Annotated in this window: 21 protein-coding genes; 10 read left to right on the top strand and 11 right to left on the bottom strand. The window is 60.3% G+C overall.

Translation table 11 applies throughout. From position 1 onward, the window contains the following. Positions 1 to 425 precede the first annotated feature (425 nt). Positions 426 to 1,538 carry a Fic family protein gene (locus GWK63_RS16435; protein WP_007400121.1) on the top strand — a complete coding sequence of 371 codons (1,113 nt, stop codon included), beginning with the start codon at positions 426 to 428 and terminating at the stop codon, positions 1,536 to 1,538. Between the two features lie 50 nt (positions 1,539 to 1,588). Here GWK63_RS16435 and GWK63_RS16430 read toward each other — a convergent pair whose 3' ends face one another. Together GWK63_RS16430 and GWK63_RS16425 are read right to left on the bottom strand one after the other, a co-directional pair. Beyond that, positions 1,589 to 2,755, bottom strand: coding sequence for a site-specific integrase (locus GWK63_RS16430; RefSeq protein WP_007400122.1), 1,167 nt, complete (start codon positions 2,753 to 2,755; stop codon positions 1,589 to 1,591). 176 nt (positions 2,756 to 2,931) lie between these two features. Further along, entirely contained in the window at positions 2,932 to 4,620 is a 1,689-nt protein-coding gene (locus GWK63_RS16425) for a recombinase family protein (protein ID WP_112209839.1), read from the bottom strand. Positions 4,621 to 4,895: 275 nt separating this feature from the next. Between GWK63_RS16425 and GWK63_RS16420 the strand changes: the two genes are divergently transcribed. After that, a complete protein-coding gene (locus tag GWK63_RS16420) occupies positions 4,896 to 5,510 on the top strand; it encodes a recombinase family protein (protein ID WP_166498176.1) in 615 nt (204 codons plus the stop codon). A gap of 286 nt (positions 5,511 to 5,796) precedes the next feature. Here GWK63_RS16420 and GWK63_RS16415 read toward each other — a convergent pair whose 3' ends face one another. The 7 genes from GWK63_RS16415 to GWK63_RS16385 are packed head-to-tail and all read right to left on the bottom strand — an operon-like array spanning position 5,797 to position 17,408. Beyond that, complete coding sequence (locus GWK63_RS16415) at positions 5,797 to 6,255, bottom strand: nitrate reductase associated protein (RefSeq protein WP_034932173.1); 459 nt, start codon at positions 6,253 to 6,255, stop codon at positions 5,797 to 5,799. A 21-nt stretch (positions 6,256 to 6,276) separates the two neighbouring features. Further along, a complete protein-coding gene (locus GWK63_RS16410) occupies positions 6,277 to 7,272 on the bottom strand; it encodes an ABC transporter substrate-binding protein (protein ID WP_019092084.1) in 996 nt (331 codons plus the stop codon). Then, positions 7,269 to 7,880, bottom strand: coding sequence for an ANTAR domain-containing response regulator (locus tag GWK63_RS16405; RefSeq protein ID WP_010515344.1), 612 nt, complete (start codon positions 7,878 to 7,880; stop codon positions 7,269 to 7,271). The genes GWK63_RS16410 and GWK63_RS16405 overlap by 4 nt, the downstream gene beginning before the upstream one ends. Further along, entirely contained in the window at positions 7,880 to 11,857 is a 3,978-nt protein-coding gene (locus GWK63_RS16400) for a bifunctional nitrate reductase/sulfite reductase flavoprotein subunit alpha (RefSeq protein WP_034932169.1), read from the bottom strand. Before GWK63_RS16400 ends, GWK63_RS16405 begins: the two co-directional genes overlap by 1 nt. Before the next feature lie 4 nt (positions 11,858 to 11,861). Next, positions 11,862 to 14,759 carry a nitrite reductase large subunit NirB gene (gene nirB, locus GWK63_RS16395; protein ID WP_112209760.1) on the bottom strand — a complete coding sequence of 966 codons (2,898 nt, stop codon included), beginning with the start codon at positions 14,757 to 14,759 and terminating at the stop codon, positions 11,862 to 11,864. Between the two features lie 29 nt (positions 14,760 to 14,788). Beyond that, positions 14,789 to 16,429, bottom strand: a complete 1,641-nt coding sequence (locus GWK63_RS16390; RefSeq protein WP_112209758.1) for an alginate export family protein — start codon at positions 16,427 to 16,429, stop codon at positions 14,789 to 14,791. Positions 16,430 to 16,451: 22 nt separating this feature from the next. After that, complete coding sequence (locus GWK63_RS16385) at positions 16,452 to 17,408, bottom strand: MFS transporter (RefSeq protein ID WP_240919157.1); 957 nt, start codon at positions 17,406 to 17,408, stop codon at positions 16,452 to 16,454. An 18-nt stretch (positions 17,409 to 17,426) separates the two neighbouring features. Between GWK63_RS16385 and hmpA the strand changes: the two genes are divergently transcribed. Together hmpA and GWK63_RS16375 are read left to right on the top strand one after the other, a co-directional pair. Next, positions 17,427 to 18,635, top strand: coding sequence for an NO-inducible flavohemoprotein (hmpA, locus tag GWK63_RS16380; RefSeq protein WP_007396148.1), 1,209 nt, complete (start codon positions 17,427 to 17,429; stop codon positions 18,633 to 18,635). 2 nt (positions 18,636 to 18,637) lie between these two features. After that, entirely contained in the window at positions 18,638 to 19,006 is a 369-nt protein-coding gene (locus GWK63_RS16375; RefSeq protein ID WP_007396149.1) for a DUF488 domain-containing protein, read from the top strand. Between the two features lie 379 nt (positions 19,007 to 19,385). On the opposite strand, the gene GWK63_RS16370 is transcribed toward GWK63_RS16375, so the two are convergent. After that, a complete protein-coding gene (locus tag GWK63_RS16370) occupies positions 19,386 to 20,021 on the bottom strand; it encodes a TetR family transcriptional regulator (RefSeq protein ID WP_007397359.1) in 636 nt (211 codons plus the stop codon). Between the two features lie 134 nt (positions 20,022 to 20,155). On the opposite strand from GWK63_RS16370, the gene GWK63_RS16365 reads away from it, so the two are divergent. Then, positions 20,156 to 20,800, top strand: coding sequence for an O-methyltransferase (locus tag GWK63_RS16365; RefSeq protein ID WP_223846589.1), 645 nt, complete (start codon positions 20,156 to 20,158; stop codon positions 20,798 to 20,800). Between the two features lie 512 nt (positions 20,801 to 21,312). Here the strand turns inward: GWK63_RS16365 and GWK63_RS16360 are convergent. Further along, on the bottom strand, positions 21,313 to 22,227 hold the full coding sequence (locus tag GWK63_RS16360) for a WYL domain-containing protein (RefSeq protein ID WP_007397361.1): 915 nt from the start codon (positions 22,225 to 22,227) through the stop codon (positions 21,313 to 21,315). Positions 22,228 to 22,464: 237 nt separating this feature from the next. Here GWK63_RS16360 and GWK63_RS16355 point away from each other — a divergent pair, with 237 nt between their 5' ends. From GWK63_RS16355 to GWK63_RS16335, 5 genes are read left to right on the top strand one after another with little or no spacing between them, the layout of a single operon-like run. Further along, positions 22,465 to 23,385, top strand: coding sequence for an AAA family ATPase (locus tag GWK63_RS16355; RefSeq protein ID WP_007397362.1), 921 nt, complete (start codon positions 22,465 to 22,467; stop codon positions 23,383 to 23,385). Continuing rightward, entirely contained in the window at positions 23,382 to 23,855 is a 474-nt protein-coding gene (locus GWK63_RS16350; protein ID WP_112209684.1) for a hypothetical protein, read from the top strand. Before GWK63_RS16355 ends, GWK63_RS16350 begins: the two co-directional genes overlap by 4 nt. After that, a complete protein-coding gene (locus GWK63_RS16345; protein ID WP_112209683.1) occupies positions 23,852 to 24,355 on the top strand; it encodes an HORMA domain containing protein in 504 nt (167 codons plus the stop codon). Before GWK63_RS16350 ends, GWK63_RS16345 begins: the two co-directional genes overlap by 4 nt. Then, on the top strand, positions 24,352 to 25,254 hold the full coding sequence (locus tag GWK63_RS16340) for a CBASS oligonucleotide cyclase (RefSeq protein ID WP_112209682.1): 903 nt from the start codon (positions 24,352 to 24,354) through the stop codon (positions 25,252 to 25,254). The genes GWK63_RS16345 and GWK63_RS16340 overlap by 4 nt, the downstream gene beginning before the upstream one ends. A gap of 36 nt (positions 25,255 to 25,290) precedes the next feature. Then, positions 25,291 to 26,805, top strand: coding sequence for an SAVED domain-containing protein (locus tag GWK63_RS16335; RefSeq protein ID WP_112209681.1), 1,515 nt, complete (start codon positions 25,291 to 25,293; stop codon positions 26,803 to 26,805). Positions 26,806 to 26,917 lie beyond the last annotated feature (112 nt).

Raw genomic sequence — 26,917 nt, 5'->3', positions numbered from 1 at the left:
CTCTCGGCCTTTAGTTTGAAGTATGGTATCGACCATGGCATTGTTAATTTATAATTTTATAAATTCTTGATAAATATGAATTTGATACGACGATAAACAATCGAATGGGAATTATAAATAAAACCACCAAGCCGACGCCAACCCAAACGAACGTCCGGTATTTTAAGTTCTACGCTACGAACGGACATTCCGTTTACCCCCCATTGCCGTCATTTTTCCGTCGGGAAGAAGGGTGAAGGACGATCTGGTGTGCAAAAGGCGGCACAGCTTTTCGGGAGGGGTGGAAAAGGTAGCGGGAGTTCCTCTGCTAGGCGCTCGGCCAGTGTGTGCAGGAATAATGAATTTATTCGCCGCATATCATGCGGATATAGCCTTACAGTTTGCGGTGATTAAGCGCTATATTCTCCGCAAGGAGTGCAGGGAATATGGCGCGATACATTCATCAGCATGAAGATTGGCCCGGCTTCCAGTGGGACAAGGATACCATTGCCCATGAACTAGCTGCGGTGCGTCATCGGCAGGGACGCCTCTTGGGCCGTATGGAAAGCCTTGGCTTCGATTTCAGGTCGGAAGCCGTGCTCCAGACCCTGACGGAAGATGTCATCAAGTCGAGCGAGATCGAGGGCGAAAACCTTGATCGTGAGCAGGTGCGTTCTTCCATCGCCCGCCGACTGGGCATGGATATTGGTGCGCTGGCACCGGTGGATCGGGATGTCGAAGGCGTCGTGGAGATGATGCTGGATGCGACCACGCATTATGCCGATCCGCTGACCGAAGATAGGCTGTTCGCCTGGCATGCGGCTTTGTTTCCGACCGGGCGAAACGGCATGTCGCGCATTCTGGTCGGAGAGTGGCGTGATGACAGAACGGGCCCGATGCAGGTCGTGTCAGGCCCTGTCGGACGAGAGAAGGTTCATTATGAGGCGCCGATAGCCAGCAGGGTGCCCACAGAGATGCAGGTCTTCCTCAACTGGTGCAGTGCCGGGCAAGCGTTGGATCCTGTGCTGAAGGCAGCCATCGCACATTTGTGGTTTGTCACCATTCATCCGTTTGAGGATGGAAACGGGCGCATGGCACGGGCTATCGGTGACCTCATGCTGGCGCGTTCGGAACAGACAGAGCAGCGTTTCTACAGCCTGTCGGCCCAGATCCGGCAGGAACGGAAGGATTATTACGCAATCCTTGAGGCTACCCAGAAGGGGGATATGGACATCACGTCCTGGCTTCACTGGTTTCTGGGGGCGCTGGATCGCGCCTTTGATCGCGCTGAACTGGTTCTGGGAAAGGTCATCCAGAAGGCCCGTTTCTGGGACAATCTGGCCGGACAATCGATCAATGACCGGCAGCGTCTCATGCTCAACCGTCTGCTCGACGGGTTCGAGGGCAAGCTGACCTCATCCAAATGGGCAAAGCTGGCGAAGACATCCCCGGATACCGCCCTGCGAGATATCAATGACCTTGTATCGCGGGATATTCTGGCCAGGGAGGCTGCAGGAGGAAGAAGCACCAGCTATGTGCTGGTTGTTCCCGAGACGTAAAACGCGGGTCGATGCTGACGGACAGACCCTTGATTGGGTATGATCGGCATTCAGGCCTGTATTCTTGAATCGGTGAGCGCGGATGAAATGCGCTGGGCGACCTGATCCGTCGAGCGTTTGACATTTTCCCGCTTTAGATGGGCGTAGCGGGAGGTGGTCTTGATGTCGCTATGGCCCAGCATCCGGCCGATCATTGTCAGGTCCGCTCCCATCTCCAGGGCATCCGATGCAAAGGAATGACGGAGATCGTGGAGCCTGACGCCATCCAGCCCTGCCGCCTTGCGGATACGACGCCACGGCTTTTGCAGGTCAGTGAGATATTCGCCAGCCTTGCGTCCGGTGATGACATAGGGATTGTCGGGCAGGCGACGGGTGGCCTTCAGGACATCAACCGCCGCCGTGCCCAACTGGACAGTTTTTGCTCCGGTTTTGCTGTCGGGGAGGCGCAGTTCGGCTTCACCCAGCCAGACATGCGCCCACTGGAGCGTCTGGATTTCCCGCAACCGGCAACCCGTGAGGGCAAGCAGACGGATGGCCCGTGCCGCTTCGGGCATATCTTCGGCGGCCTCGTCGAGGCTGCCTCCTAACCGGGCATACTCATCCCAGGTGAGGAAACGCTCGCGTCTTTCCTCCCGGTAGCGTTTGACGCCCCGGCATGGATTCACACCGTCCTGGCGGATACCCCATAGATCGGCAAGGCTGAACATCTTTGACAGAACGCCTAGCGTCCGGTTGGCCTGATAGGGGATATGCCGGAAACTGCCATGGAATTCGACGACTTCAGCTCGCGAAAGGTCAGCCATCCGCCAGCTTCCGAATTTCGGGACAATGAACAGTTCCACCGAGCGCCTGTACTCTCCCCGTGTTCTGGGTTTCAGGTGGACATCGACATATTCGTCGAGAAAGCGTCTGGAGAAGCTCGCGACAGTCATGGCCTTGCGGTCATCGGACCGTTTATCCGCCGGATTTTCCCCGGTATGAACCCGTGCGAGGATCCTGATGGCTTCATCACGGGCGAGATCCGCCGTCCACGGGCTGCCATGCTGGCCAATCGTGTAACGCCGCAGCCTCCCGCCAGAGCGGTAGTGAATGACGTAGACCTTGCGGCCCGATGGCCAGACCCGGACCGCAAAGGCCGGGATGCTGTCATCCCACAGGAAATAATCTTTTGCTTCGGGCGTCGCTGCCGTGACGGTTTTCTTGTTGAGCCGGGCCATTCTCGCCTCCACCGCAGGAAACACATAGGAAACAGATGAGAGCGCAACCGAGCGTAGTCGATGAACGAATGACGTATCCCGACGGGGCTATTTTTCAAGTAAAAACAAAGGGTTTTCGTGGTCCAGCGCTATTCTGTCGGCACGGGCGCTGGCCAGCGTAGGCTAAAAAATCTTTCTCATAACCTGAAGGCCGCAGGTTCAAATCCTGCCCCCGCAACCACTGATACCGACACTCCCGGAGCCCTGGCTCCGGGAGTGTTCGTGTTTTTGGTCCCCTGACCGCGTGAGGCGGCGAAATCCAGCAGGTTTCCGAGTTCGCCATGGAGCGTGGCGTGCATCTCGCCCCGGCCCTTGCCGGGATGGAGCACGATCTTCTCGATCAGCGCGCGGATGGCCTCGGAGGCATCCTGACGGTCCTCGGGATGGTTCAGGGTTTCCGCCAGCCGTTCGACCTTGTTTTTGAAGATCCCGGCGACGTTGGGATGGATATCGGGCACGTCCTGCGGCTGGGCGGCAAGCATAGCGACCAGTTCATCCTCACGGGCCTCCATTTCGCGCATGCGCTCGACCATGCCGCGCGTATAGCCGCCATCCTCGATCACCTGGAGCATCTGTTTCAGCCCCTTGCGCAGCCTGGTCAGTTCCGTCTGCCAGCCGGCCGTGCTGGCGCGGCGTTCGTGGTTGGCGCGATTGGTTTCTTCCACATAAGCGCGCATCGCCTCGGCGGCGGCTTCCGGCGTCATCAGCCGGTCCTTGAGACCCGACAGCACGCGGTCTTCCAGTTCCGGGCGACGGATCGTGGTCCTGTTGGTGCAGGAGCGGTTGTCCATGTGGGTGGAGCAGGCGAATCGGTCGCCGCCCCGGATCGAGCAGGGACCGCCGCATACCCCACAGAACACCAACCCCGACAGGAGCGATTTTGGACGGCGCTGGCCATTGAGCTTGTTGATCGACGCCCGGATGCCGGCACTGATGTTCACGCTCTTCTCAGCGATCAGCGCCTGCCGGGCACGGACGGCCTGCCAGAGATCATCATCCATGATCCGTAGGTCCGGCACCTCGGTGACGATCCACTCCGATTGCGGATTGAGTCGGGACACGCGCTTGCCGGTCTGCGGGTCTTTCAGGTAGCGCAACCGGTTCCACACCAGCCGGCCGATATAAAGCTCGTTGTTCAGAATGCCAGTGCCACGCAGGGCGTTGCCCCGTAGGGTGGTATTGTTCCATTTGCCGCCCGTGGGGCTGAGGATACCTTCGTCGTTCAGGCGGCCGGCGATGGCAAGCGCGCTGCGTCCGGACGCGAACTCACGGAAGATGCGGCGGACGATTTCCGCCTGTGCGTCGTCAATCTCGCGGTCGCCCCGGATCAGTTCGCCTCGCACGTCCATCTGATGCACGACGCGATAGCCGTAGCACAGGCCGCCGCCGGATTTACCCGCCTCGACCCGGCCGCGCAGGCCGCGATGGGTCTTCAGGGCCAAGTCTTTGAGGAACAACGCGTTCATCGTGCCCTTGAGGCCGACGTGAAGCTCACTGATTTCGCCCTCCGCCAGGGTGACAATAGTGACGCCGGCGAATTGTAGGCGCTTGAACAGGGTGGCGACGTCGGCCTGGTCGCGGGACACGCGATCGAGGGCTTCAGCGAGCACGATGTCGAACTGCCCGGCCTGGGCGTCGCGGAGCAGGGTCTGGATGCCGGGACGCAGGATCATGCTGGCCCCGGAGATGGCCGCGTCGCGATAGTAATCGACCACCTGCCAGCCCTCGCGCGCGGCGCGCTCTTCACAGAGGCGGAACTGGTCCTCGATAGAAGCCGCCCGCTGGTTGTCCGAGGAATAGCGAGCATAGAGTGCGACACGGGTCATGGCGGCTTTTCCCCACAGGTGGTTTTTCGTAAGCTTTAACATGTGCGAGCAAGGGGAGTGATAGAATTGGTATAGGACTATATTCCTATTATATGAATTTTACTGCAATTATTTCGCATAAATAAAAATAATTGCATGAGTCATAAGTAAACGATATAAAAAAAATCACATATAAAAAGTTAAGAATTATGCGACATATCTTGCATAATGTCTATTCATATCTTACGAGATGTGTTTTTATATTCATTGGCGATATAACATTGAACGAAGATAGAATGTTGATTGGCTATGCCCGAGTAAGTACCGACGAGCAGACCTTGGACGTTCAGCTGGAGTACCTGCTCAAAGCCGGTTGCGCTCTTGTTTTCCGGGAAAAAGTTTCTGGGGCGGAGCGAGATCGTCCGGAACTTAATAAGCTACTGAAAAAAGTCAGGCGAGGAGATGTGGTGATCGTTCACCGACTTGATCGTCTGGCACGCTCTACAAAGCACCTACTGGAAATCACAGAGTACCTACAGCACAGACAGGCCGGATTTCGCTCTCTTTCCGAACCTTGGGCAGATACAACATCCCCGGCAGGACGCATGATTCTCACTGTATTTGCCGGGATCGCGGAATTCGAGCGCGCTCAGATCCGCGAACGTACTGCGGCGGGACGCGAACATGCCCGCGCACGCGGGGTCCATATGGGGCGCCCTGCAAAGCTTATGCCATCAGAGGCCGTCTTAGCCTGCCGGATGGTGACAGATGATGGAATGCCGGTCGCCGAAGTAGCCGCAAGATTCGGTGTACACAAAGCAACGCTCTATCGCATGCTAACCAGAAGACAAGCCATGAAATCGCCTTATAAGTCATTAAATAAAATAGAAAAAAATTGCACAGATATATAATATATAAATTTTATGAATAATTATTATACGTGCATAATGATAATTCATTTAATTGCACAATAGATCCAGATTTTCATCACACCTTCTGTCCACACAGCAAAATTACAGGACGAAGATAGAGTATGAAACGGCTGCATTCGCTCAGCATAAAGGATCTGCGTTGTTGATTTTCACTGAGAACTGACCCGGGTTTTTCATCAGGAATTGACCCAGCCCATGAATCATAATCCACTGAAATCACTCAACTCATTTTCGGTCAGACACTGAGATCGACACTTCCGAAGCCTTAATTATGCATTTCACCGAGAAATTCCCGCAGAGCCGGTTCGAAATTCTGATTTTCGTGCCCTGGCCTGGTAAGCTTGAGGAGCGCGAAGCGCTGTAGGGCCGACAGATGTCCCCACTGTTCGGGCGTGGGTGCCCTCAACCCACTGGATTGCGCTTTCAGCGTGATCGCATCGGGCACGCCAACAGCCAGTTGCCAGACTTCCATCCGGGCCGGTGGAAGCAGTTTTGGCTCTTCTCCCGCCCGGGTCCTGATCAGGTGCAGGAGGAACGACCGGTATGCCGCCCGTTCCGGCGGCATGGTGGCGGGGCGGTCCACCAGTGCCTGCCTGTCGTGCTGCGTAAAACGGCTCCACTGGCGCAGGCTCAGTTTTACACCGCACAGATCCAGCTTCATGCGCACGATCATGGGAACGCAGCGTAATGACAGGGTAAAATCCATTTCGAAATTGAACAGCATGGTTTCCCTCCCCCGCACGGTTCACAGTGATCGCGCGCAGGCAGGGGCAGGATCGGCGGGCACGGGACCGATCCAGCGCATGAGCATCTGGTGTTCGGCATTGTCCACCCACCCCAGCGCCGTCATATCGCTTATGATCCAGTCAAGGTCGGACGGCAGCAGGCTGCCCCCGGCAAAGGTCACGCATTCGCGTGCGTCCCCACCGGGCAGGATGGCCTCCGTCGCCGCCAGCGGCAATGTCAGCCCGCCATCCGCAACGGGGGCCGCCAGTGCGCGTGCGATGTCCGCGCGGCGACCCGGCTGCTGGCAGAACGCAATCGCGTCCCGCAGGGCATGCGACATGCGGCGACCCGTCGCATCGCACGACAGGAGTTTCCCCGATGCGACAATGATCTTTTCAACATGGTCGGGCAGGACGGTGGCGGATCCGCCCACGCGAAAGGCAAGTCCGCGTTGTTCTGCCTCCGTGCCCCATGGCGGACCGACACAGCCGCCATCAATCGCGTTTTCCGCCAGCGCATGGATCATGTCGGTCGGGGGCATGACAGAGAGGTCGATTTCATCCTCCATGCTGACATCGATCATCTTCAGGAAACGCCGGAGGATGAGGAGATGGGTGGAATACATATGCACGACGGCGATACGCGGCTTTCTCCCGATGCTCATGGCCCACAGGTCAAACGCCTGCCGCCCCGGGGAGCCGGCATTCCATGTGCCTTCCACCGGGTTGGCGCCACGCAGCATGATCGTGTTGCCACTCCGACTGATCCGGCCTAGCGGGCGTAGCCCCGTGTCATGCCCGCGCCGCCCGAGCGCGGTCATCATGGCCAGCGGCGCGAAAATGACGGCCGCATCCAGCCGGTTCCATGCCAGACCATCGGCGATGTTGGCCCAGGATGGGGAGACGACGATCTCGGTTTCCAGTCCATGTCGGGCAAAAATGCCCTGGTGCCGCCCCATGATGACTGGTGCGCTGTCAGCCAGCTTCAGCACGCCGATCCGTAACGGTGTGTTCATGATGCCTCATCCTTTTTCTGCGATGCCAGATACTCCCCGGCGACGGCCGCGATGCGACGCGATGTCTGCATGGCCCGGCGCTGGAACCACCGATAGGCCTGCGCTTCGCTGGTTTTTTCATTTTTCATGAAACATCTCTTGGCCTGTTCGATAATCCTACGCTCGGCAAGCACACGCTGCGCTTCGGTCAGTTCATCGCGTGTGCGGCGAAAGCGGGCATACAGCGCGATGGCGGCACGCAGCAGCGGCTTTACATCACGGGGTAGTGCCTCAAGCACGTTGTAGGAACATATGCCCGTATCAAAGGCCGTTTCCATCAGTTCCACATCGTCCTCATCCACAAACAGGGCGACCGGTCGTTCCTGTGCCGAACAGGACAGGGCGCGAATACTGTCCAGCGCGTCACGGTCGGCCCTGTTCATGTCAACCAGCACGACATCGGGCCGACAGGCCCGCACGGCATCGACCAGCGCCGTGCCGGGGGGAACGGTCAGGACATCCAGCGACGCATCGGCGTGCAACGTCTCCGACAGGGCATGGCCCCTGCGGGGGTTTTCGTCCGCGACCAGCACCCTTAGGCGCGTGCCGGGCACCATGTCCTCACACATCAGTACACATCACGCAGATAGCGGCCTTCGCGTGTCAGGTTGCTTACGAATGCATCCGCATCGCCAGATGACAGGTCACCGTGACGGGCCACGATCCGGCGCAGTGCCGCATCGATATCCCGCGCCATGCGGGTCGCATCACCGCATACATAGATATAAGCTCCATCGCGCAGCCAGTCCCACAATTCGCTGCCTGCGGCTTCCATCCGGTCCTGCACGTACACCCTCTCGGGCTGGTCACGTGAAAAGGCGGTATCAAGGCGCGTCAGCACCCCGTTTGACAGGAAGGCGTCCAGTTCATCATGATAGTAGAAGCCTTCCGCCGCGTGGCGTTCTCCGAAAAACAGCCAGTTCCGGCCCGAAGCCTGCCGTGCCGCGCGTTCCTGCAGGAACCCCCGGAATGGCGCAATGCCGGTACCGGGGCCGATCATGATCATGGCGGCGGCATCATCTGCCGGCAGCCGGAAATGCGTGGTGGGCTGGATGAAAACCGGCACGTCCGCCCCCGCTTCCAGCCCCGCCAGCCAGTTCGAGCATATGCCCGGCCATGGCGTAAGGCTGACCCCCATTGTCAATTCCACCACCCGCCCGGATGCCTGTGGCGAGGAGGCGATCGAGTAAAGCCGCGGCTGCATGCGCCGGAACAGGCTTGGTATGTCCTGCGCCGTGACCGACAGCACTGCATCGTTCAGCAGGTGGGGCAGGAAACCCGGCGCACAACCACCCAGTGCTTCCAGCATGGCCGGGTTGGGGCGGCTCAGGTCAAGGTGGCGCGTAAGGGCTTCGCGCAGCCCCACCGTTCCGCAGCCGCGCAGCACGACGGGCGTCTCTTCCGGCAGGCGCAGCGCGCGCAGGGCCGCCTGCACATGGACCGCCGGGTTGCTGGGCCATATGCCCAGCGCATCGCCGGGGAGCCAGTTCAGTTCCGTTCCACTCACATCCAGGCCAATGCGCCGCGTGTCCCTCCCGCCGCCTGCGGCGCACAGGCGTTCGTTGATGGACAGCCGGGCCATGACGGGAGCCTCCCGCGTGCCGGAAGCCGGGGGCGCTGGTGCCTCCACCAGCGTGGGCGGGGCAACCGGGCCACCGGTTCTGGCCTGCGCAAGGGCCTCGAGCAGGCTTGCCCGCCATGCCTCGAGCGTATCCTCGAAATCCGGCTCGCAGTCCATGCGTTCCAGGAATGGCGTCGCCCCCAGTTCCCGCAGGCGTCCGTCCAGCGCACGGCCGAAACCGCAGAAACTGGCATACGAGGAATCCCCCAGCGCCAGCACGGCAAATGTCAGGCCGGCCATGGGGGCGTGGCGTTCACGCAGCATGTCCCAGAACGGGGCGGCGCAGTCTGGCGGGTCCCCGTCACCGAAGGTGGATACCACGAACAGCGCCGGACCCGCGGCGGTGGTGTTTACATCAAATGCATCAAGGCATTTTCCTTCCGCCGCGTGGCCGGCTTCGCGCAGCCAGCCAACGATCGTGGCCGCCAGTCCTTCCGCCCGCCCGGTCTGAGATGCCCACCATACGCTGATACCCGGCGTGGCGGCCGCAGGCGCCGGCATGGTCCCGCCGCCTTCACCCGGCTGCATGCGGCTGTACAAGCCTGCAAGAATACCGCTGATGCGCGCGCGCGCCTGTGCCGGCAGAGGTGCCGATGCGGGCAGCACGGGTAACTCGCCCACGCCCGGCGGGGCCATTTCCAGCCCGTCAAGGAACCCGGACAGCCATGCCCGTCCCTCCTCGGGCAGGGTTGCGGCAACGGACTGGTCCGGCCGCTCCAGACCGAGATGGCTGGCAAGGGCGCGCAGCATCATGGCGGACTCTCCTTTCCTGACTGGTTCCACATCATCGGCGGCCGGGCCTGCGGCCTGTTCTACCCGTTCCAGCGCCACCGCGCAGAGTTTGAAACCGGGTTGCAGCGAAATCGGGTCAACAGCATCCGGTGTAATGGAATTGACCGTCAGGTCCGGCCCGAAACGGTCATTCCAGTGGAACGGGGCAAAGCAGGTGCCGGGCCGTACTCGCGCGGAGATCTGGACCGGCAGGACAATCTGCCCCCGCCGTGATGTAATCCTTACGCGATCGTCCTGCGTCAGGCCAAGCGCATGGGCATCGGGCGGGGCAATTTCTACAAAGGGGCCGGGATTCAGGCGGTTCAGGCTGTCCACGCGGCCGGTCTTGGTCAGCGTATGCCACTGGTGCTGCAGCCTGCCGCTGTTCAGCACGAAGGGGAATTCCTCATCCGGCCATTCATCCGGCCGCATCCACGGACGGGCAAAAAAGACGCCCTTCCCGTCCGGCGTGGCAAAGACCGGGCCGGTGCCGTCGGGGCAAAGGTAACGGATCGGGTGCCGGGCCTGCGTGTCGCCTGCGGGCGCGGGCCATTGCACCGGCCCTTCGCGCAGCCGTACGTGGCTGACGCCTGCAATGTCATAGCCGGTTTTCGGGTTGCCGAACCGGCTGGCCTCGGCAAACACGTCGGCGGCAGAGGTGAAGGCAAAATCTTTCTCATACCCCATGGCACGCGCCACGCGGGCAATGATGTCCCAGTCCGGCAGCGCATCGCCCGGCGGCGGCACGGCCTTGCGGGCCAGTGTCATGGTACGGTCGGAATTGACCTGCACGCCGTCCCCTTCGGCCCACAGGGCAGCGGGCAGCACGATATCGGCAAAGCGTGTCGTCTCGCTATCCGCGAAGGCATCCTGCACGATCACGCATTCGGCCGCCTCCAGCGCCCGGACAACATGGCGGCGATTGGCGACGGTGGCAACGGGATTGGTACAGATGACCCAGCATGCCCGGATCTCACCGCGTTCCATCGCCTCGAACATGGCAATCACGCCATTGCCCCCGGTTTCGCGCAGGGTGCCGGGGGGGAGCGACCACTGTTCTTCGGTAAAGGCACGGTCGGCTGCTACCAGCGTGCTGCGCTGTCCCGGCAGGCCCGGCCCCATGTAGCCCATCTCGCGCCCGCCCATGGCGTTGGGCTGCCCAGTCAGCGAGAACGGCCCGCTGCCGGGGCGGCAGATGGCACCGGTGGCAAGGTGAAGGTTGCACAGGGCGTTGGTGTTCCAGGTACCGGCAATGCTCTGGTTCAGGCCCATGGTCCACAGGCTCATCCACTCCCCGGCCTCCGCAATCCAGCGCGCGGCGGTCAGGATGTCCTCGACCGGCAGGCCGGTGATTTCAGCCACGGTCTGGGGGGCATATTCATCCAGGAAGGGTTCCATCGCCTCCCATCCTGTCGTGCTCCGGGCAATGAAGTCCCTGTCGATCGCATCGTTTTTTACCAGCAGATGCAGCAGGCCATTGAGCAGCGCCAGATCCGTGCCGGGACGGATGGGCAGGTACAGATCGGCCTTTTCCGCCGTGGCCGTCCGGCGTGGGTCAACCACGATCAGCCGTGCACCCGCCCGCTTGCGGTCCATCAACCGCAGGAACAGGATCGGGTGGCAGTCAGCCATGTTGGCGCCAATGACGAAAAACAGGTCGGTGCAGTCGAAATCCTCATAGCTGCCCGGTGGCGCATCGGCACCAAGCGACAGCTTGTAGCCGGTGCCCGCGGCGGCCATGCACAGGCGGGAATTGGATTCAATATGCTGGCTGCGGACAAAGCCCTTGGCCAGCTTGTTGATCAGGTACTGTGCTTCCAGCGACATCTGCCCCGATACGTAAAAGGCAATGGCGTCGGGTCCATGCTCGTCAAGGATGGCGCGCAGCCGTTCCGCCGTGGCGTCGATAGCTTGCTGCATGCCCACAGATACGGCCTGTTCCCCGCGCCGGGGGCGGATGGCGGCATGGCGCAGGCGCTGGTCGGACAGGAGCGGCCGGTCGCACGAACTGCCCTTGGTGCACAGGCGGCCGCCATTTGCCGGGTGCGCGCCATCGCCCCGCACTTTTGCAATACGGCCGTTCTCCACCTCCAGTATGACCCCACAGCCCACCCCGCAATAGGGGCAGACCGTGCGGATGTCCTCCCGCGCCATGGGATCAGGCCGGAATGGGTTCCGGCGTGGCTGTAGCCGTCCGGGCCCGGATCGCCACTTTCCCGTTTTCCACGCGGGCGTCCCATGTCCGCAGCCGGACGGCGGGATCTTCCAGGCACTGTCCGTCCTCCAGACGGAAATGCTGTTTGTAGAGCGGGGAGGCCACCACCACCTGTCCCTTCAGGTCGCCCATGATGCCGCGCCCGATTACATTGGCGTTTGAAAACGGATCATGGTTGTCGATCGCATAGACCCGGGCAGGCGCGCCCTGCGTTGCAGGCAGGTAGAACAGGGCAATCTGGCTTCCGTCATGCCAGGCTACGACACCTGATTTTGCCACCAGGTCATTAAGTCCGCACAGTTCGGTCCAGTCATGCGGGCCGGGTGATGCTACGGTTTCGGGCAGGTTTTCGGCTGGACGGACCTGATCGCGCTCGGGAATGGTGCGGATGTTCGGGTCGGGGCGGCTGTCATTGACGAAGGTGCGGAACCGCTTGAGTTTTTCACGGTCCGTCAGCGCGTCGCGCCACTCGCAGTGATAGTGGTCCACCACCATCTGCATCTGCCGTTCCAGTTCCGCGCAGATGCCAAGGCTGTCGTTGATGATGACATCCTTGAGGTAATCCAGCCCGCCTTCAAGATTTTCACGCCAGACCGAGGTACGCTGCAGCTTGTCCGCTGTCCGGATATAGAACATCAGGAAACGGTCGATGTATTTCACCAGCGTCTGTGCATCGAGATCAGTCGCGAACAGTTCCGCATGGCGCGGGCGCATGCCGCCATTGCCGCAAACGTAAAGGTTCCAGCCATTCTCGGTGGCGATCACCCCCACATCCTTGCTCTGTGCCTCCGCGCATTCGCGGGTGCAGCCGGATACGGCGAATTTGAGCTTGTGCGGCGAACGCAGGCCCTTGTAACGGTTTTCCAGATCCAGCGCCTTGCCCACGCTGTCCTGCACGCCATAGCGGCACCATGTGCTGCCCACGCATGATTTTACGGTCCGGGTGGATTTGCCGTAGGCCTGCCCGGTCTCGAATCCTGCTTCCAGCAGTTCAGCCCAGATATCGGGCAACTGGTCCAGTTGCGCGCCAAACAGATCGATGCGCTGGCCACCCGTGATCTTGGTATAAAGACCGTATTTCTTCGCAACCTGACCCAGCACAATCAGCTTGTCCGGTGTGATCTCACCGCCCGCAATGCGGGGCACGACCGAATAGGTGCCGTTTTTCTGCATGTTGGCCATGAACGTGTCGTTCGTGTCCTGCAGCGGAATATAGAGCGGGTCCGTGATCGGCTTGTTCCAGGCCGATGCCAGGATGGAACCGACAGCGGGCTTGCAGACATCGCAGCCCAGGCCACCATTGCCGTATTGCGCCATCAGGTCTTCAAAAGTCTGGATCCCATGCACACGGACAAGGGAATACAGTTCCTGCCTCGTATAGGAAAAATGTTCACACAGGCTGTGGTCAACCGCAATACCGCGCGCTTCGAGTTCGGTCTCGAATACGTTCCTGAGCAGGCCCGAACAGCCGCCGCAGCCGGTACTGGCCTTTGTGGACTGCTTCAGGGCGGCAATATCCGTACAGCCTCCTTCAATGGCGGTACAGATCGCCCCCTTCGTCACATTGTGGCATGAGCAGATCATGGCCGTATCGGGCAGTGCATCAGCACCCAGCAGGTCCGCTCCCTCCCCACGCGGCAGGATCAGGGCCGCGGGGTCCGCCGGGGGTTTGATGGCGTTCTGTACATATTGCACGATCGTGTCGTAATAGGCGTTATCCCCCACCAGCACGGCCCCGATCACACGACTGCCATCATCCGAGAGCACAAGACGGCGGTAGGATCCGTCCACTTCCCCGATGAAACGGTAGCTCCGACTACCCGGTGTCGCGCCATGCGCATCGCCAATCGAGCCGACATCCACACCCAGCAGCTTGAGCTTGGTGGACATGTCCGCACCGGTAAAAGCAGCTTCTTCTCCCGCCAGGGTGGATGCGAGCGTGCGCGCCATGGTGTAGCCCGGTGCCACCAGGCCAAAAACCTGCCCGTTCCAGCACGCGCATTCCCCGATTGCGTAGATTGCCGGGTCGGACGTACGGCATTGCCCGTCTATCACAACACCGCCGCGCGGACCGATGGCAAGCCCGCAGTCACGTGCCAGCCTGTCCTGCGCGCGGATGCCTGCGGAAAAGACCACCAGATCGGTTTCAAGGAATGTACCATCGGCAAAGACAAGGCGGTGACGATGTGTCTCGCCCGCGGAGATCTGCTGCGTGGCATGGGATGTAAGCACTTCGATCCCCAGTGCCTCGATCCGCTGCTTCAGGGCCTGACCACCATCATCATCAAGCTGCACGGGCATGAGGCGCGGCGCGAATTCCACAACGGCCGTGGACAGGCCCAGCCCCGACAGCGCATTGGCGGCCTCCAGTCCCAGCAGGCCACCGCCGATGACCACACCGTGCGATGCGCCCTCTGCTGCGGCCCGGATCATGTCAAGGTCATCCAGCGTGCGATAGACCAGCCCCGCTGTGCCCGTATTGCCCGGAACCGGCGGCACGAACGGCATGGAACCAGTGGCAAGGATCAACGTGTCGTAAGGTAGCGGGCCTTCGGCGCTTTCCACCATCCGGGCTGCGCGGTCGATGCGGGTCACCCTGACGCCACGGTGCAGGGTCAGGCCGTGATGGGTATGGAAATCATCCACATGCAGGCGCAGCGCCAGCGCGTCGCGTCCGCTCATATATTCGGTCAGGTGCACACGGTCATAGGCATCGTGAAGTTCGTCACCAAAAATGTGAATCGCGCAGTCCTCATGCAGACCATGCGCCACAAGCTGTTCGGCACAGTAATGGCCAACCATACCGTTGCCGATGATGACGATGTTTCGCGTTCCGGTCATGTTCGTTTCCCCTGTCGTACAATCGGCTGTCAGAATTTGAATTCCATGGTCTGCATGTAGAATGCCCCGTCCTTCGCCCCCGCACGGTGCATCCCCTGTGATGCGACGAAGCCTGCGATATCGTGCGTCCATGTCCAGTGGGGCGCGAAATTCCACGCAAGCTGTGTCTGGGACGTGGTGCCGATAAAGCCGCCCGAAAGGCCGTTACACCAGCTATAGATCTTACCGGTGCCATACACTGCATCCTGCGTGCTTTCGCGCCAGAAAACGGGGACATGCAGCTTGAGATGCAGGTTTGGCAGCGGGGCTGCCGTAATGACCGGCCCGATGCCGACTAGGTTCTGCGATGTCAGGGCCAGTGTCACGTCATTATAATACGGCAGCGGGAAATAGGGAGTGGCAAACGTGCCGACCGCGCCATCCTGACTATGGTAGGACCCGCCTGAAAACAGATCGCCCTGCAATGCGATGGACGGTTTTGCCTTCCGGCTTTTTGCCGTCCATCCCAATGTCCCGTTAACGGCATAGGCGCGCACTGCGCGTGTTGCGCCCCCGCTGGCGGGACGGAATTCGCCGCCCTGGAACACGCCCGTCAGGCTGATATCGAAGGGGCCGACATTCCCCCACACGCGTGCACCGATATTGTCGCGGCGGGTCGATCCGGCCTGCGTGCCCGTTGTGGTGGCCAGCGCCGCCGATGCACCGTTGAACAGGTAGCCAATGAAGAACACATCAGCAAAAACCTGACTTTTCTGCCCCATGACCGAAAACTTCGGCAGCGCCGTGGACGTATAAATCCCATACATCCGGGCGTTGTAGTTCGTGCCGTCGGCGAATACGTTACGCGGCAGCTTGCTGGTCTGCATGAAATCGAACAGGTCCAGCCGGAAGGATTTCCACACCGCGTAGCCACGGAATCCATCCCACGACTGCTGGGCATTGGTCAGGTCGCGCGCAGACTGCATGGTAACGGGAGCATCGAGAAAGATCTGGCGACCGCCGATCACGCCCATCCGTGCCCCCAGCATCCTGCCCTTTACCTCCAGAATGCCCTGCTGGAGATCAAGCCGTTCGCGCTGCACCCCGGTCTGGTAACCATAATAGTTCGATCCCCCCGCTTCGCCCCACAGGAACTCGGCATAGGCGCGGACATGTTCACCCAGGTGCAGGTCGGCGCCATACTGGCTGCGCAGCAGCACGCGGCTGGCATTGGTCTTGCCGGCGGTCCCCATCTGCGGCTGGTTTTCAAAGGCATAGCGTAGCCGTTCCTCCCCATTGATGGACAGCCAGATATCGCCTTTATCTGTCAGGGGAATGTATTTCAGGCGGTTGAACCAGTCATTGCGGCGCTGTTCAGGGGGTGTATTGACAATATCGCTCCAGTCCTCGGCCCAGCGCGCCTGGCCAAAACCACCCACGGTGCCGAACCCGGCGGCGGCCCCCTTGCCTGCGTTGAAGACACCCCAGTCAGGGCTGTGTGGCAGGGCCAGGCGGTGGATGGCCGCCTTTTCAGGCGGACGGGACGCAGTTGGCAGGATACCGGTTGCCGTGACACCCGCGGCGGGCGGAGTATCGGCATGGGCCGCATGCCCGGTAAACAGGCTGGCAAGAACGGTGGTAAAGCCGACCGTAAGCGAAGCGGGCCGGTGCACGTCGGAAATACAGGTCACGGGATACGTTCCTGATCTGATTTTATGAAGAGGCGGCCGCATCGGCTTCAGCCGACATCCGGGGGCGTTCAGCCGCCCAGCGGCGGCGGCACACGCCAACACAGGCAAACGCCACCAGCGCAACCCCGGCAAAGCCCAGGAAGCCGGGACCGTAAGAACCCGTGGCCTGACGCGCGGCCCCCAGCGATGACGCCAGATAGAACCCGCCTACCCCGCCGCTCATGCCCACCAGCCCGGTCAGGATACCAACCCGGCTGGGAAAACGCATGGGCACCAGTTGAAACACCGCGCCATTGCCCAGACCCAGCACGAGCATGCCCAGGAAAAAGGCCGGGAAAGCCAGCCAGATCGTGGGCAGGCTAAAGCCGATCACGGCAAAGATGGCGACCGCAAGCGCGAACAGGATGCTCAGGGCCCGCTCCCCTCCAATCCGGTCGGCCATGGCGCCCCCCAGAGGACGCACGAACGAACCGACAAACACGACCATTGCCGTGCAGCTTCCTGCAATGGCGGGCGGCAGGGCATACTGATCGTTGAAGTAGATGGTCAGGAACGAGGCGAGCCCCACAAAGCCGCCAAACGTCACACCATAGAAGAACATCAGCAGCCAGCAGTCGCCGCTGCGCAGGACGGGCAGCCACGTTACCAGGCCGCCACTGGAGCGGCGCTGCGGCGGTTCACTGGCCAGCAATACAAAGGCGACCAGCACGGCGGTCAGCGGCAGCGTTGCCAGTCCCAGCACATTGACCCAGCCATAAAGCACGGCCAGGCCGGGTGCGAACAGCGAGGCGAGCGCCGTTCCCGAATTGCCGGCCCCGGCAATGCCCAGCGCCGTGCCCTGATAGTGTGGTGGATACCATGCAGAGGCGAGCGGCAGCGCAATAGCAAACGACGCCCCGGCAACACCAAGCACAAGTGCAACCCCGAACAGTGCGCCATAGCTGTGCGGCGCGATAAGCCATGTCAGGGACTCAGACACTAAGAAAGATCGGAAAAAATGGCGTCACCTCTGGATGACAAGACCCGCAGCATCATCAAGGCCTGCGTGCCCGCGCTGGAAGCACATGGTCTGGCGATAACGACGGAAATGTATCGCCGCCTGCTGGCCAATCCGGACATTCGTGACCTGTTCAACATTTCGCACCAGAAGGATGGAGAGCAGCCAAAGGCGCTGGCGCTTGCAGTGCTGGCCTATGCCCGCAATATCGACAACCTTGGTGCCATGGCCGGTGCGGTCGAACGCATTGCGGAAAAGCATGTCGGGCTGAACATCCTGCCCGAGCACTATCCTTATGTTGCCGATGCCCTGCTGGGCGCCATCGCCCATGTTCTGGGGGATGCGGCAACCCCCGAGATCATGGATGCATGGGGCAAGGCCTACTGGTTCCTGGCCGAAATCCTGATCGGGCGGGAAGAACAGATTTACGTGGCCCATGCCGCGGCCCCCGGTGGCTGGGTTGGCTGGCGTCCCTTCCGTGTCAGCCGCCGCACGGTGGAAAGTGAGACCGTTACCTCCTTCGAACTGGCGCCCGTCGATGGCAAGCCCGTCATGCGCCATGTGCCGGGGCAGTATCTCAGCTTCCGCCTCGACGTGCCGGGATATGGCTCGGAACGACGTAATTACAGCATTTCCTCCGCCCCCGGTTCAAATGCCTACCGCATCAGCGTCCGCCGTATCGACAATGGCGTGGTATCCGACTGGCTGCATGACAGCGTGCAAGAGGGCACGGTGCTGCAGGTTTCCGCTCCGGCGGGTGATTTCACGCTGGGCAACCCGGCCCCCGCACCCATCGTATTCCTCAGCGCGGGTTCTGGCCTGACGCCATTCATTTCCATGCTGGGCGCGCTGGATGCGGCTGCGGCCACGGGCGTGCGTTACATCCACACCACCCGTACGCCCGCAACGGAAGCCTTCGGCCCCTATATCCGCGATCTTGCTGCAAGGGGCATGCTGCGCGCCGACCTGTTCTACAGCCGCGCGACACCGCAGGCGGCACAGGACGCCACGGGCGTCACCACCCATGCAGGCCGCATGACACCGACATGGCTTGCACGGGAAATCGACCGGACCGCGACATATTATATCTGCGGCCCCGACGGCTTCATGCGTGATGCCATAGCCACGCTGAAGGCCGGTGGCGTGCCCGAAAGCCAGATCCGTTTCGAATTCTTCGGTTCGGCGGCCGATGCGACACTGGTCGGATAGGCATGACACACACCATTCACGTCAGGCGGGTCTATGACCCGCCCGCACCCGATGATGGCAGCCGCGTGCTGGTGGACCGGCTGTGGCCCCGTGGGGTCAGCAAACAGCGCGCTGACCTGACGCTGTGGCTGAAAGATATCGCGCCCAGCACCGGACTGCGGCAATGGTTCGGGCATGACCCGGCCCGGTGGGACGGGTTTCAGGAACGCTACAGCGCGGAACTGCAGGCCAATCCCAATCCGGTGCAGCAGTTGCTGGACATGGCGCGCGCCGGTCCCATCACCCTGCTGTATGGCGCGCGTGACACGCAGCATAACGAGGCGGTTGTACTGGCCGCCTACCTTCATCGCCTGCTGGACCACGCGTGCTGAACGATACCGCCATTTCCTGTGTCAGCACGGCAGAAGGCATATCCCAGAAGTGGTCCCCATTTTTCGGACAGGGCGATAAGCTATCATCTGGCCTGAACGAGCTCGTCAGGCTCATAACCTGAAGGCCGCAGGTTCAAATCCTGCCCCCGCAACCAGATATAAGTGATTGATATCACACATTAAAACCCGCCCATCGAGGCGGGTTTTTTGTTGCCTGAAATCCACCGCAGGAAACACATAGGAAACAGACGAAAAGGTAATCCGGCGCAGTTTTGTCGAAGATCACATGTGTGTGAGTATGGCTTGGGACGTCGGCCGACTGAGCCGAAAGATGCTCTGACGTTCGCAGAACGGCCGACTTTCCGATGATAGATTCTGATCAGATGCTCCCGGAGAGCCGGAGCAGATAGGCTTCGAACATATCGGCCATGGCATCGGCATAGGCTGCGACTTCCACGTCGCTTCGGGGTGTCTCCGAGAACGCCTTGCCGACGGCACCGAAAGTCGTCCTGATGAGGTCACCTGCCAGGGTGCGCTCATTGTTCGAGGCGTTCGGCAGGACCTCGCGCATAAAGCGCTCGATGATCTCATTCCCCGCCTGTCGCACTTCTGCAGCTTCTGGTGCATCCCGATAGAGGGGAGCGGCATCGTCGAGTGCGACACGGACGGATGCTTCCGCGCATTCCGAACGGATGAAGGCGTGGACCAGCGCGCGTAAACGCGCCAGCGGTGGTTTGCCGGCATCTTCAAGCGTATTGCGCAGCATCGCGGTCGTCTCCCGCCATTCGTCGGTCTGGAGCCGGAACAGGATGGCGGCCTTGTTGGGGAAATACTGATAGAGCGAACCGATGCTCACACCAGCTTTCTCCGCGACACGGCCCGTGGTGAAGCGTGTGGCGCCTTCCTCGGCCAGAACACGAACAGCCGCTTCCAGAATCGTGGCGACAAGTGCGGCCGAACGCGCCTGGCCGGGCTGTTTGCGGACGGAAATCCTTGGGTTGCGGCGATCGGTCATAGGGGGCCGGGGAATGCGAATAGAAAACGCGATGAATTAATCGTATTTTTGCAGGGTGCGCAAGGTAACGCGCCACAGCAACCCCGTTACGGAACAGAGATCACATCATGACCCCTGATAAAGCTCCCATCCTGATGAGTGCACCAGTCGCTCCGCTGCTCGACCGGCTGTTCGCCGAGGCGGATGTGGCCACAAGCCCTGCCGTCTCCAATCTGGCTCCAGAGGAGTTGCAGCGTCTGGTCGGTAGCCGGGCTGACTATGTGCAATTCTATGGCCTCGCAAAAGACCTGTGGCTTCCCGTCTCACGCGAAACAGGCAGGCTCCTATACATGCTGGCCCGTGCCATGCGGGCGCAGCACATTGTGGAATTCGGAACATCCTTCGGGATTTCGACAATCCATCTTGCCGCTGCCCTGCGCGACAATGGCGGTGGCAGACTGATCACCACCGAGTTCGAGCCTTCCAAGATCGTCCGTGCGCGGCAGCACGTTGAAGAAGCCGGGCTGGCCGATCTGGTGGAAATACGCGAGGGGGATGCCCTGACCACACTTGCCACCAATCTGCCCGAGACCATCGACCTTGTGCTGCTCGACGGTGCCAAGCCGCTTTATCCTGATATTCTTACGCTGCTGGAAAGCAGGCTGCGCCCTGGCGCGATGATTGTCGCGGACAATGCCGATTATAGTCCGGATTATCTGTCGCGGGTGCGTTCTCCGGGCGCCGGGTATCTCTCGCTGCCGTTTGATGGAGACGTCGAACTGTCGGTGAAGCTTGGCTGATTGCTGCGTTTTGTGGAGACGCATTGCCCGTATGAAGGTGTAGGGCGATAGAAAGGTAAGAAAGCGCGTATCAGACTTTCTGCTCGAGTGGAGCAGAAAGCAGACAGTCAGTAATCGCCTACTTTTCAGACATATAGTTGCTCAGGTCACTTTCCGCATAGCGGACGTGAATCATCCAACGTTCTGCCGACAAGGATGGATGCGGACTCGCATACGCATTCGACCCAGTTGAGATTCGAATTTCATCAGGCGGGTCGCGCCAGAACCGGATGAGAACTACGTTTACGCCATAGCCCTCTAAAGCTCGCTTTTGCGACTTTCCGGTCGCTCCCTCGCAAAGTGTACAGCGGCAAGTTCTCGCCAATACCCGCCATCCATTATTCAGCAGTCGGGCCACCCACAGTGACCGCAACTGGATGACTATCAGGTTGTCAGCGACTACTCTGTGAAGCCGTCGTTCGTTTGGGCTGACGGGGAGCGATCAGCTACGGGTGCGTGAGACCAGCCGCTGGTTAGCGGCCCGTCTTATTGTCCAGTAGTGCAATGGTCAACGCAGCATCAAATTCCGCGCGATTAATGATGATGACCGGCGTCTCGTGTGGATTATCGAGAACATCTGCCACGTCCAGACGTAACCGTTTTTTGAAATAGTAAAGCAGCGCCCGCCTGACCGGGATTGTAACATTGCCGTCGCGCATGCCGTAATCTTGCGCTATTATCTTTCGTTGGTTCTCTCCGAGCCTCGGGTTCGGAGAAAGTTTTACGTCAAAAAAATCCCTCCATTGCCTATCATCTTCAAGCCGCGCGGCAGGTTCCCCGAGTGATCGGCCCTCAAGGCATCGCGACAAAAGGAAGTCCTTGAACCTGTTGTCGATGTGACAGAAGGCGCGGACGTGCCAGCGAAAGCCATCGCTGCCAAAGGCATGAGGGCTGATACGCCGCCAAAGAGGCTCCGGCCGTTGTTCGTTCATCGACTGATAGAGAACCTCCACCGAGGCTTGGCCCCGGACCGCAGCTAGGATCATACGGAGGACAGTAATGTCAACTCGGCGATTCGGCACGGGCATCGTGTCCACGCTCGGGGGGCTGGTCAACCATGTCCGCTCACCGTGGAGAGCGGGATCGACCGCGAACAGAAGCTGCGCAAGGTAGTGATCCGCGTCGGGTTTCAAGAAACGCGGGCGGAACGATCCGGTTGCGAAGTAGCGCTTCTCGCTGCGGTCGTATCGCACATTTTCGGGTGCGAGTTCCTGATACTGGGTCAGGTCTTTTGACGCCTGCGGCACTGATACACCGAAAAATCCGGTGATGTCTGAACGGTTGATGCCACCCTCCCAGAAGAGGCGGAACTCGATAAACTCAAGCCGTTGCTCGACCCCCCACCGCAGATCTGGACCACCAGCTGACATGCGCACTCCGATCAGCATAGTAACTACATTGACAGCGAAACAATGCCCATATACTTTCTTAACTGATGGAAGAATCGTCGTCAATGCGATTGGAGCATGATGTCTAAGGACGATCGATATGTGGTCAAACACCAGAAGGGTTGCGCCCTAAGGGACCACGATGCGCGTCGTTTAACGAAGAGATACATAGAAAGATTGCTGAGCCGAACCGGTGATTCGGTCGACTAAGGCTGTGCGCCGAACGGAGAATGACGAATGAGTGCGACTGCCCACCCCGCGTTTGGAGCCGATCTGCCGAAGGGGATCAGCCGTATCTGGCCTCTGCCCGACCCCGCGCTCGGCGCGCTCTGGGACTCGATCTTCATTGACGAAGGGCTGAAGCGACAACTGCTGTCGCAAGCCATGCTGAACTTCTCAGTGCGGGGCAAAGTTCCACGGACCGTCATTCCCCTGCACGGCGTCATCTTGCTAACCGGCGAGCCGGGGACGGGTAAGACCTCGCTCGCGCGTGGTCTGGCGCACCGTACGGCGACATCCTTCTCCGGGGCGAGATTCAAGCTCCTCGAAGTCGAGCCGCACTCCCTAACCAGTTCGGCGATGGGCAAGACCCAGCGTGCGGTGTCCGACCTCTTTTCTCAGTCCATCGCCGAGGCCGCCAGCAACGGGCCGACGATCGTGCTCCTAGACGAGGTCGAAACGCTAGCGGCTGACCGGTCCAAGATGAGCCTCGAAGCAAACCCCATCGACATCCACCGGGCGACCGACGCGGTCTTGGTCCAGATCGACGCGCTGGCGGAGCGGTTCCCTCAGCTTCTCTTTGTGGCGACAAGCAACTTCCCCGACGCGGTCGACAGCGCCTTCACGTCGCGCTGCGATCTCGTTGTGCGGGTTCCGCTGCCCGACCGGGCTGCGTGCGTGCATATGCTTCGCGATTGCCTAACCGGGCTCGGTCAGACCTACTCGTCCATCTCCGCGCTGGCCTCCCAGCCAGGGTTCGACCGGTGCGCGGGGGAATGCGTCGGTCTGGATGGACGTGCGATCCGGAAGATGGTGGCGAACGCTCTGGCCAGCCGGCCGGAGGTGGCGATGGATCCGAGCAAGGTGACCCTCGAAGACATCTACCGGGCGGCTCAGCAGGCGAAGTTGAACCGCGGTTCGGGGGTGAAGGTGAAATGACGACCGTTGTCCGGCGCACCTTCGGCAGTACGCCTCACCGTGATGCGGGTGAGACCTGGCGTGCAATCGTCGACCTGCTGACGCAGGGTAAGACGGGAGTCAAGCGCGACGAACTCCTGGCAGTGCACGGTGCCGTGTCTAGCATCATCGCTGACAAGGCTGCGAAGGACGCAGCCATCGTCGTGACCTGCGATGGCCCTCGGACCCGCATCTATTGCGTTTACGATGAAGACGCGACCGATGGCTCCGACACCAATGAAGACGCGCTGGGGTTCGACCCCCTGAATGGCGACTGGCGCATATCGCTTCCTTGCGAGGCGGACGATCTCGCTTGGGTCCAAGGCGCGCTCAAGAAGCACAGCGAGCGCATTACCGCTCGCGACAAGTCGGAAAAAATGAAGGAAACCGCCAGCAGTTCGGAAGGTGCGGTGGCGCTGGTCTTCGATCCGAAAGGATTTCTCAGCCCATGACGGTCGTAAGCGTCAACACCTATACCCACTCGGTGACTTACGTCGCCGACAACATGCTCAAGAGTCTGAAAGACATCATTCGGCTGAGCGGTCTCGACCCGACCAACTTCATCGAAGATTGGGACGTCAACATGCGCGGCATCAAGCACTGGTTAGAGACTCAGGACCTAGAACGCGTCGATTTGGAGATCTACGACCCGAAGACTGATGCGCTCCTGTTCCGCTGGGACATGAACGTCGTCTACGGCTGGAGCTCCGGCGACGGAAACTTCTGGGTCGACACCGAGCAACTTAAATACGCGATCAAGAAGGCGGGTCTCGTGCCTAGCCAAGCGAAATACCGTCTGCTCGTCCGCACCAAGCCGGGGCGCCCTGATGTCGATGGTTGGAGCAAGGTAACGGCCCGGTCGACGGCCGGCTTCACGCGGCAATCGCTGGGGACGACCATCGATCATAATGGCTTGGGCGCGAACACCTCGTACTGGAGGCAGACCGGATGATCACTATCGACGAAGCTTTTAGAAAGTTTAAGAGCCGGCTCGAACTGAACGAGAAGGAGCAGCAGAACGCTTCCGACCGTCAGAATGAGGTGCGGGACTATCTTGTCACGAAGTTCGCGATCGCCAGGAGCTTTCTGACGGGCTCCTATAAGCGACACACTAAGACGAAGCCGCTCAAGGACATCGACATTTTTTTCGTCCTCAAGGATTCGGAGACGGGCAAATATCGTGACAAAGCGCCGTCGGTCGTGATCGGCGACTTTTACGATGCCCTGGTCGAGAAGTACGGCTCCAGCGCGGTCCGGAAACAGGGCCGGTCGGTCAACGTCGACTTCGGCGTGGTCGTCGATTCCGATGACAACACCGACTATCGCGTTCTCAGTGTGGACGTAGTGCCCGCTTTCGCATCGGCCTCAGACTACGAAATACCTGACACCGACAAGGGTGAGTGGATCAAGACCAATCCCGAAACCCACGCGGCCAAAGCGACAACCGCACACCAGGCATATTCCAATGAGTGGAAGGGTTTGGTCCGTATGGTGAAGTATTGGAATAACCTGCCCCTCCACGGGGAGAAGCCAGTGAAGCCGTCCTTCCTCATCGAGGTGATGGCGCTGGAGTGTCTGTACGGCGGCTGGCAAGGCAACTTCGCCTACGAGTTCCAAGCCTTATTCGCTACACTCGCGGATCGCATCTTCGATACGTGGCCCGACCCAGCGGGTTTAGGGCCACCGGTGAGCGACGGGATGGACAATGCGCGCAAGGAGCGTGCGCGCACTCTTCTGATGACGGCGAGCCGTGAAGCGAGCGTTGCGATCAATCTCGCCCGGCAGGGCAAGAATGGCGAGGCTCTAAAGGCATGGCGGGCGCTGTTCGGCCCAAAATTCCCGCTCTCATGAAATGCGAGACTTCCTCCACGTCCATCGGGGTGCGCAATGGCTGACGCCGTTACCGCGCGCTGGAATGGCGACAAATATCAGGCGCGGGTTTTCTGGCAGAACGCGCTGAGCATGCTCGCGCATGACTCGGTCGTGGTGGAAGTTACCTTCGAAGCCGACGCGCCGAAGTCGTTCGACGACGTTGTCGTTCGGTATGATCCGCCACTTCCGGGAAGTGGGCCGGAACGCGTACCGGCGGCCTATCAGCAGGTGAAATGGCACGTCGATACCGGGGGGCGGTTCGGCTATGAGGATTTGGTCGATCCCGATTTTATCGGAGCGACGAGCGTGTCGCTCCTTCAGCGTTTGCGCGATGCCAAGAAGACCGCACCGGCCGGCGCGCGGTTCGATTTCGTCACGACGTATCGCATCAAGGACAGTGATCCACTGAGCTATGTCCAGTCGGGGACCGACAAATCTATTCTCCTCGGCCGCCTGTTCGATGGCACGACGGACCGCAGCCGAATGGGCAAGGTCCGCAAGCTATGGCGCGAACATCTGGGTTTCGCGTCTGATGACGAACTCAAGGAGATCGTGACGGGCCTCCGGATCATGGACGGCGAGCGCTCGCTGGAGCAGCTGCGTGAGGACATAAACGTGCGGGCCCAGATCGTGGGTGCACTCACTTGTTCGACAGAATCCGACTTTCGATATGACGGGCTCGCTCAAGCGCTGAAATCGCGGAAGCTGAATAGCTTCACGCGGGAGGCCATGCGGCAGATCCTCCGTGAAGAAGGTGTTCTGACCGACAACGTCGTCGCCCATCCTCCAGGGCTAACGATCGCGATCCGGACCTTCCAAGGCGTGGCGGCCGATCTTGGCGGCACGTCACCGCAGAACACGCTCTCGCTGACCGATAGCTTCAATCAGCGCTACCTCCTCGATGACCGGTCCTGGCAAGGGGACATTCGTCCCCGGGTCGAGACGTTCTTACGAGGTGCCGCCAAACGCTCGGGCGTGCTGAGGATCATTTTGGATGCACACGCCTCCATCGCATTTCTCGCTGGTGCCGTCCTAGACCTGAAGTCGGGCGTCGACATCTCGTTGATCCAGAAAGGCCGGGTGGGTTCGAGGACTTGGCGCGCGGACGACGGTACCGAACAGAACGTGGCTCGATTGAACAGCGCGACGACGAGTATCGGTTCCGGAACCGATATCGCCTTGGCAATCGGCATCTCACAAAGCGTCGATGTTCAGACCCGCCGCTATGTCAACAAGGAACTCTTGGCTGTCGGGACATTGATCTCGTTTGCTCCTCCGACTGGCCCAGGACAGCAGGCTATTGCCGGCGGCGGGCATGCCGCTGCTCTGGCAGAGCATATCGCCAATGAGGTGAGGGCTCTGAAGGCGGACGACCCTGATCGCACGGTCCATATTTTCGCTGCGTGCCCGAATAGCCTGCTATTCTATCTCGGTCAGCAGCACCGTGGCATCTCACCCTGCATCGTCTACGAGTTTGATTTTGATAGGGCTGGAAACAAGAGTTACCAGCCGTCTTTCGTCATAGACTGAACTGCCGAATCGAAAATCGGTACGAGGCTTTAGCACTGCTCACGGACGGCGGGAAAGCCCAAAGGCAGTGTCCGCAAAAGTTGGCGAGCTTGCGGACGCCAGCCAATGAAGG

The organism is Komagataeibacter rhaeticus (genome assembly GCF_011611525.1).
GTDB lineage: Bacteria > Pseudomonadota > Alphaproteobacteria > Acetobacterales > Acetobacteraceae > Komagataeibacter > Komagataeibacter rhaeticus.
Note: the sequence above shows the minus strand (reverse complement) of the source record. Positions and strands in the feature narration are given on the sequence as shown.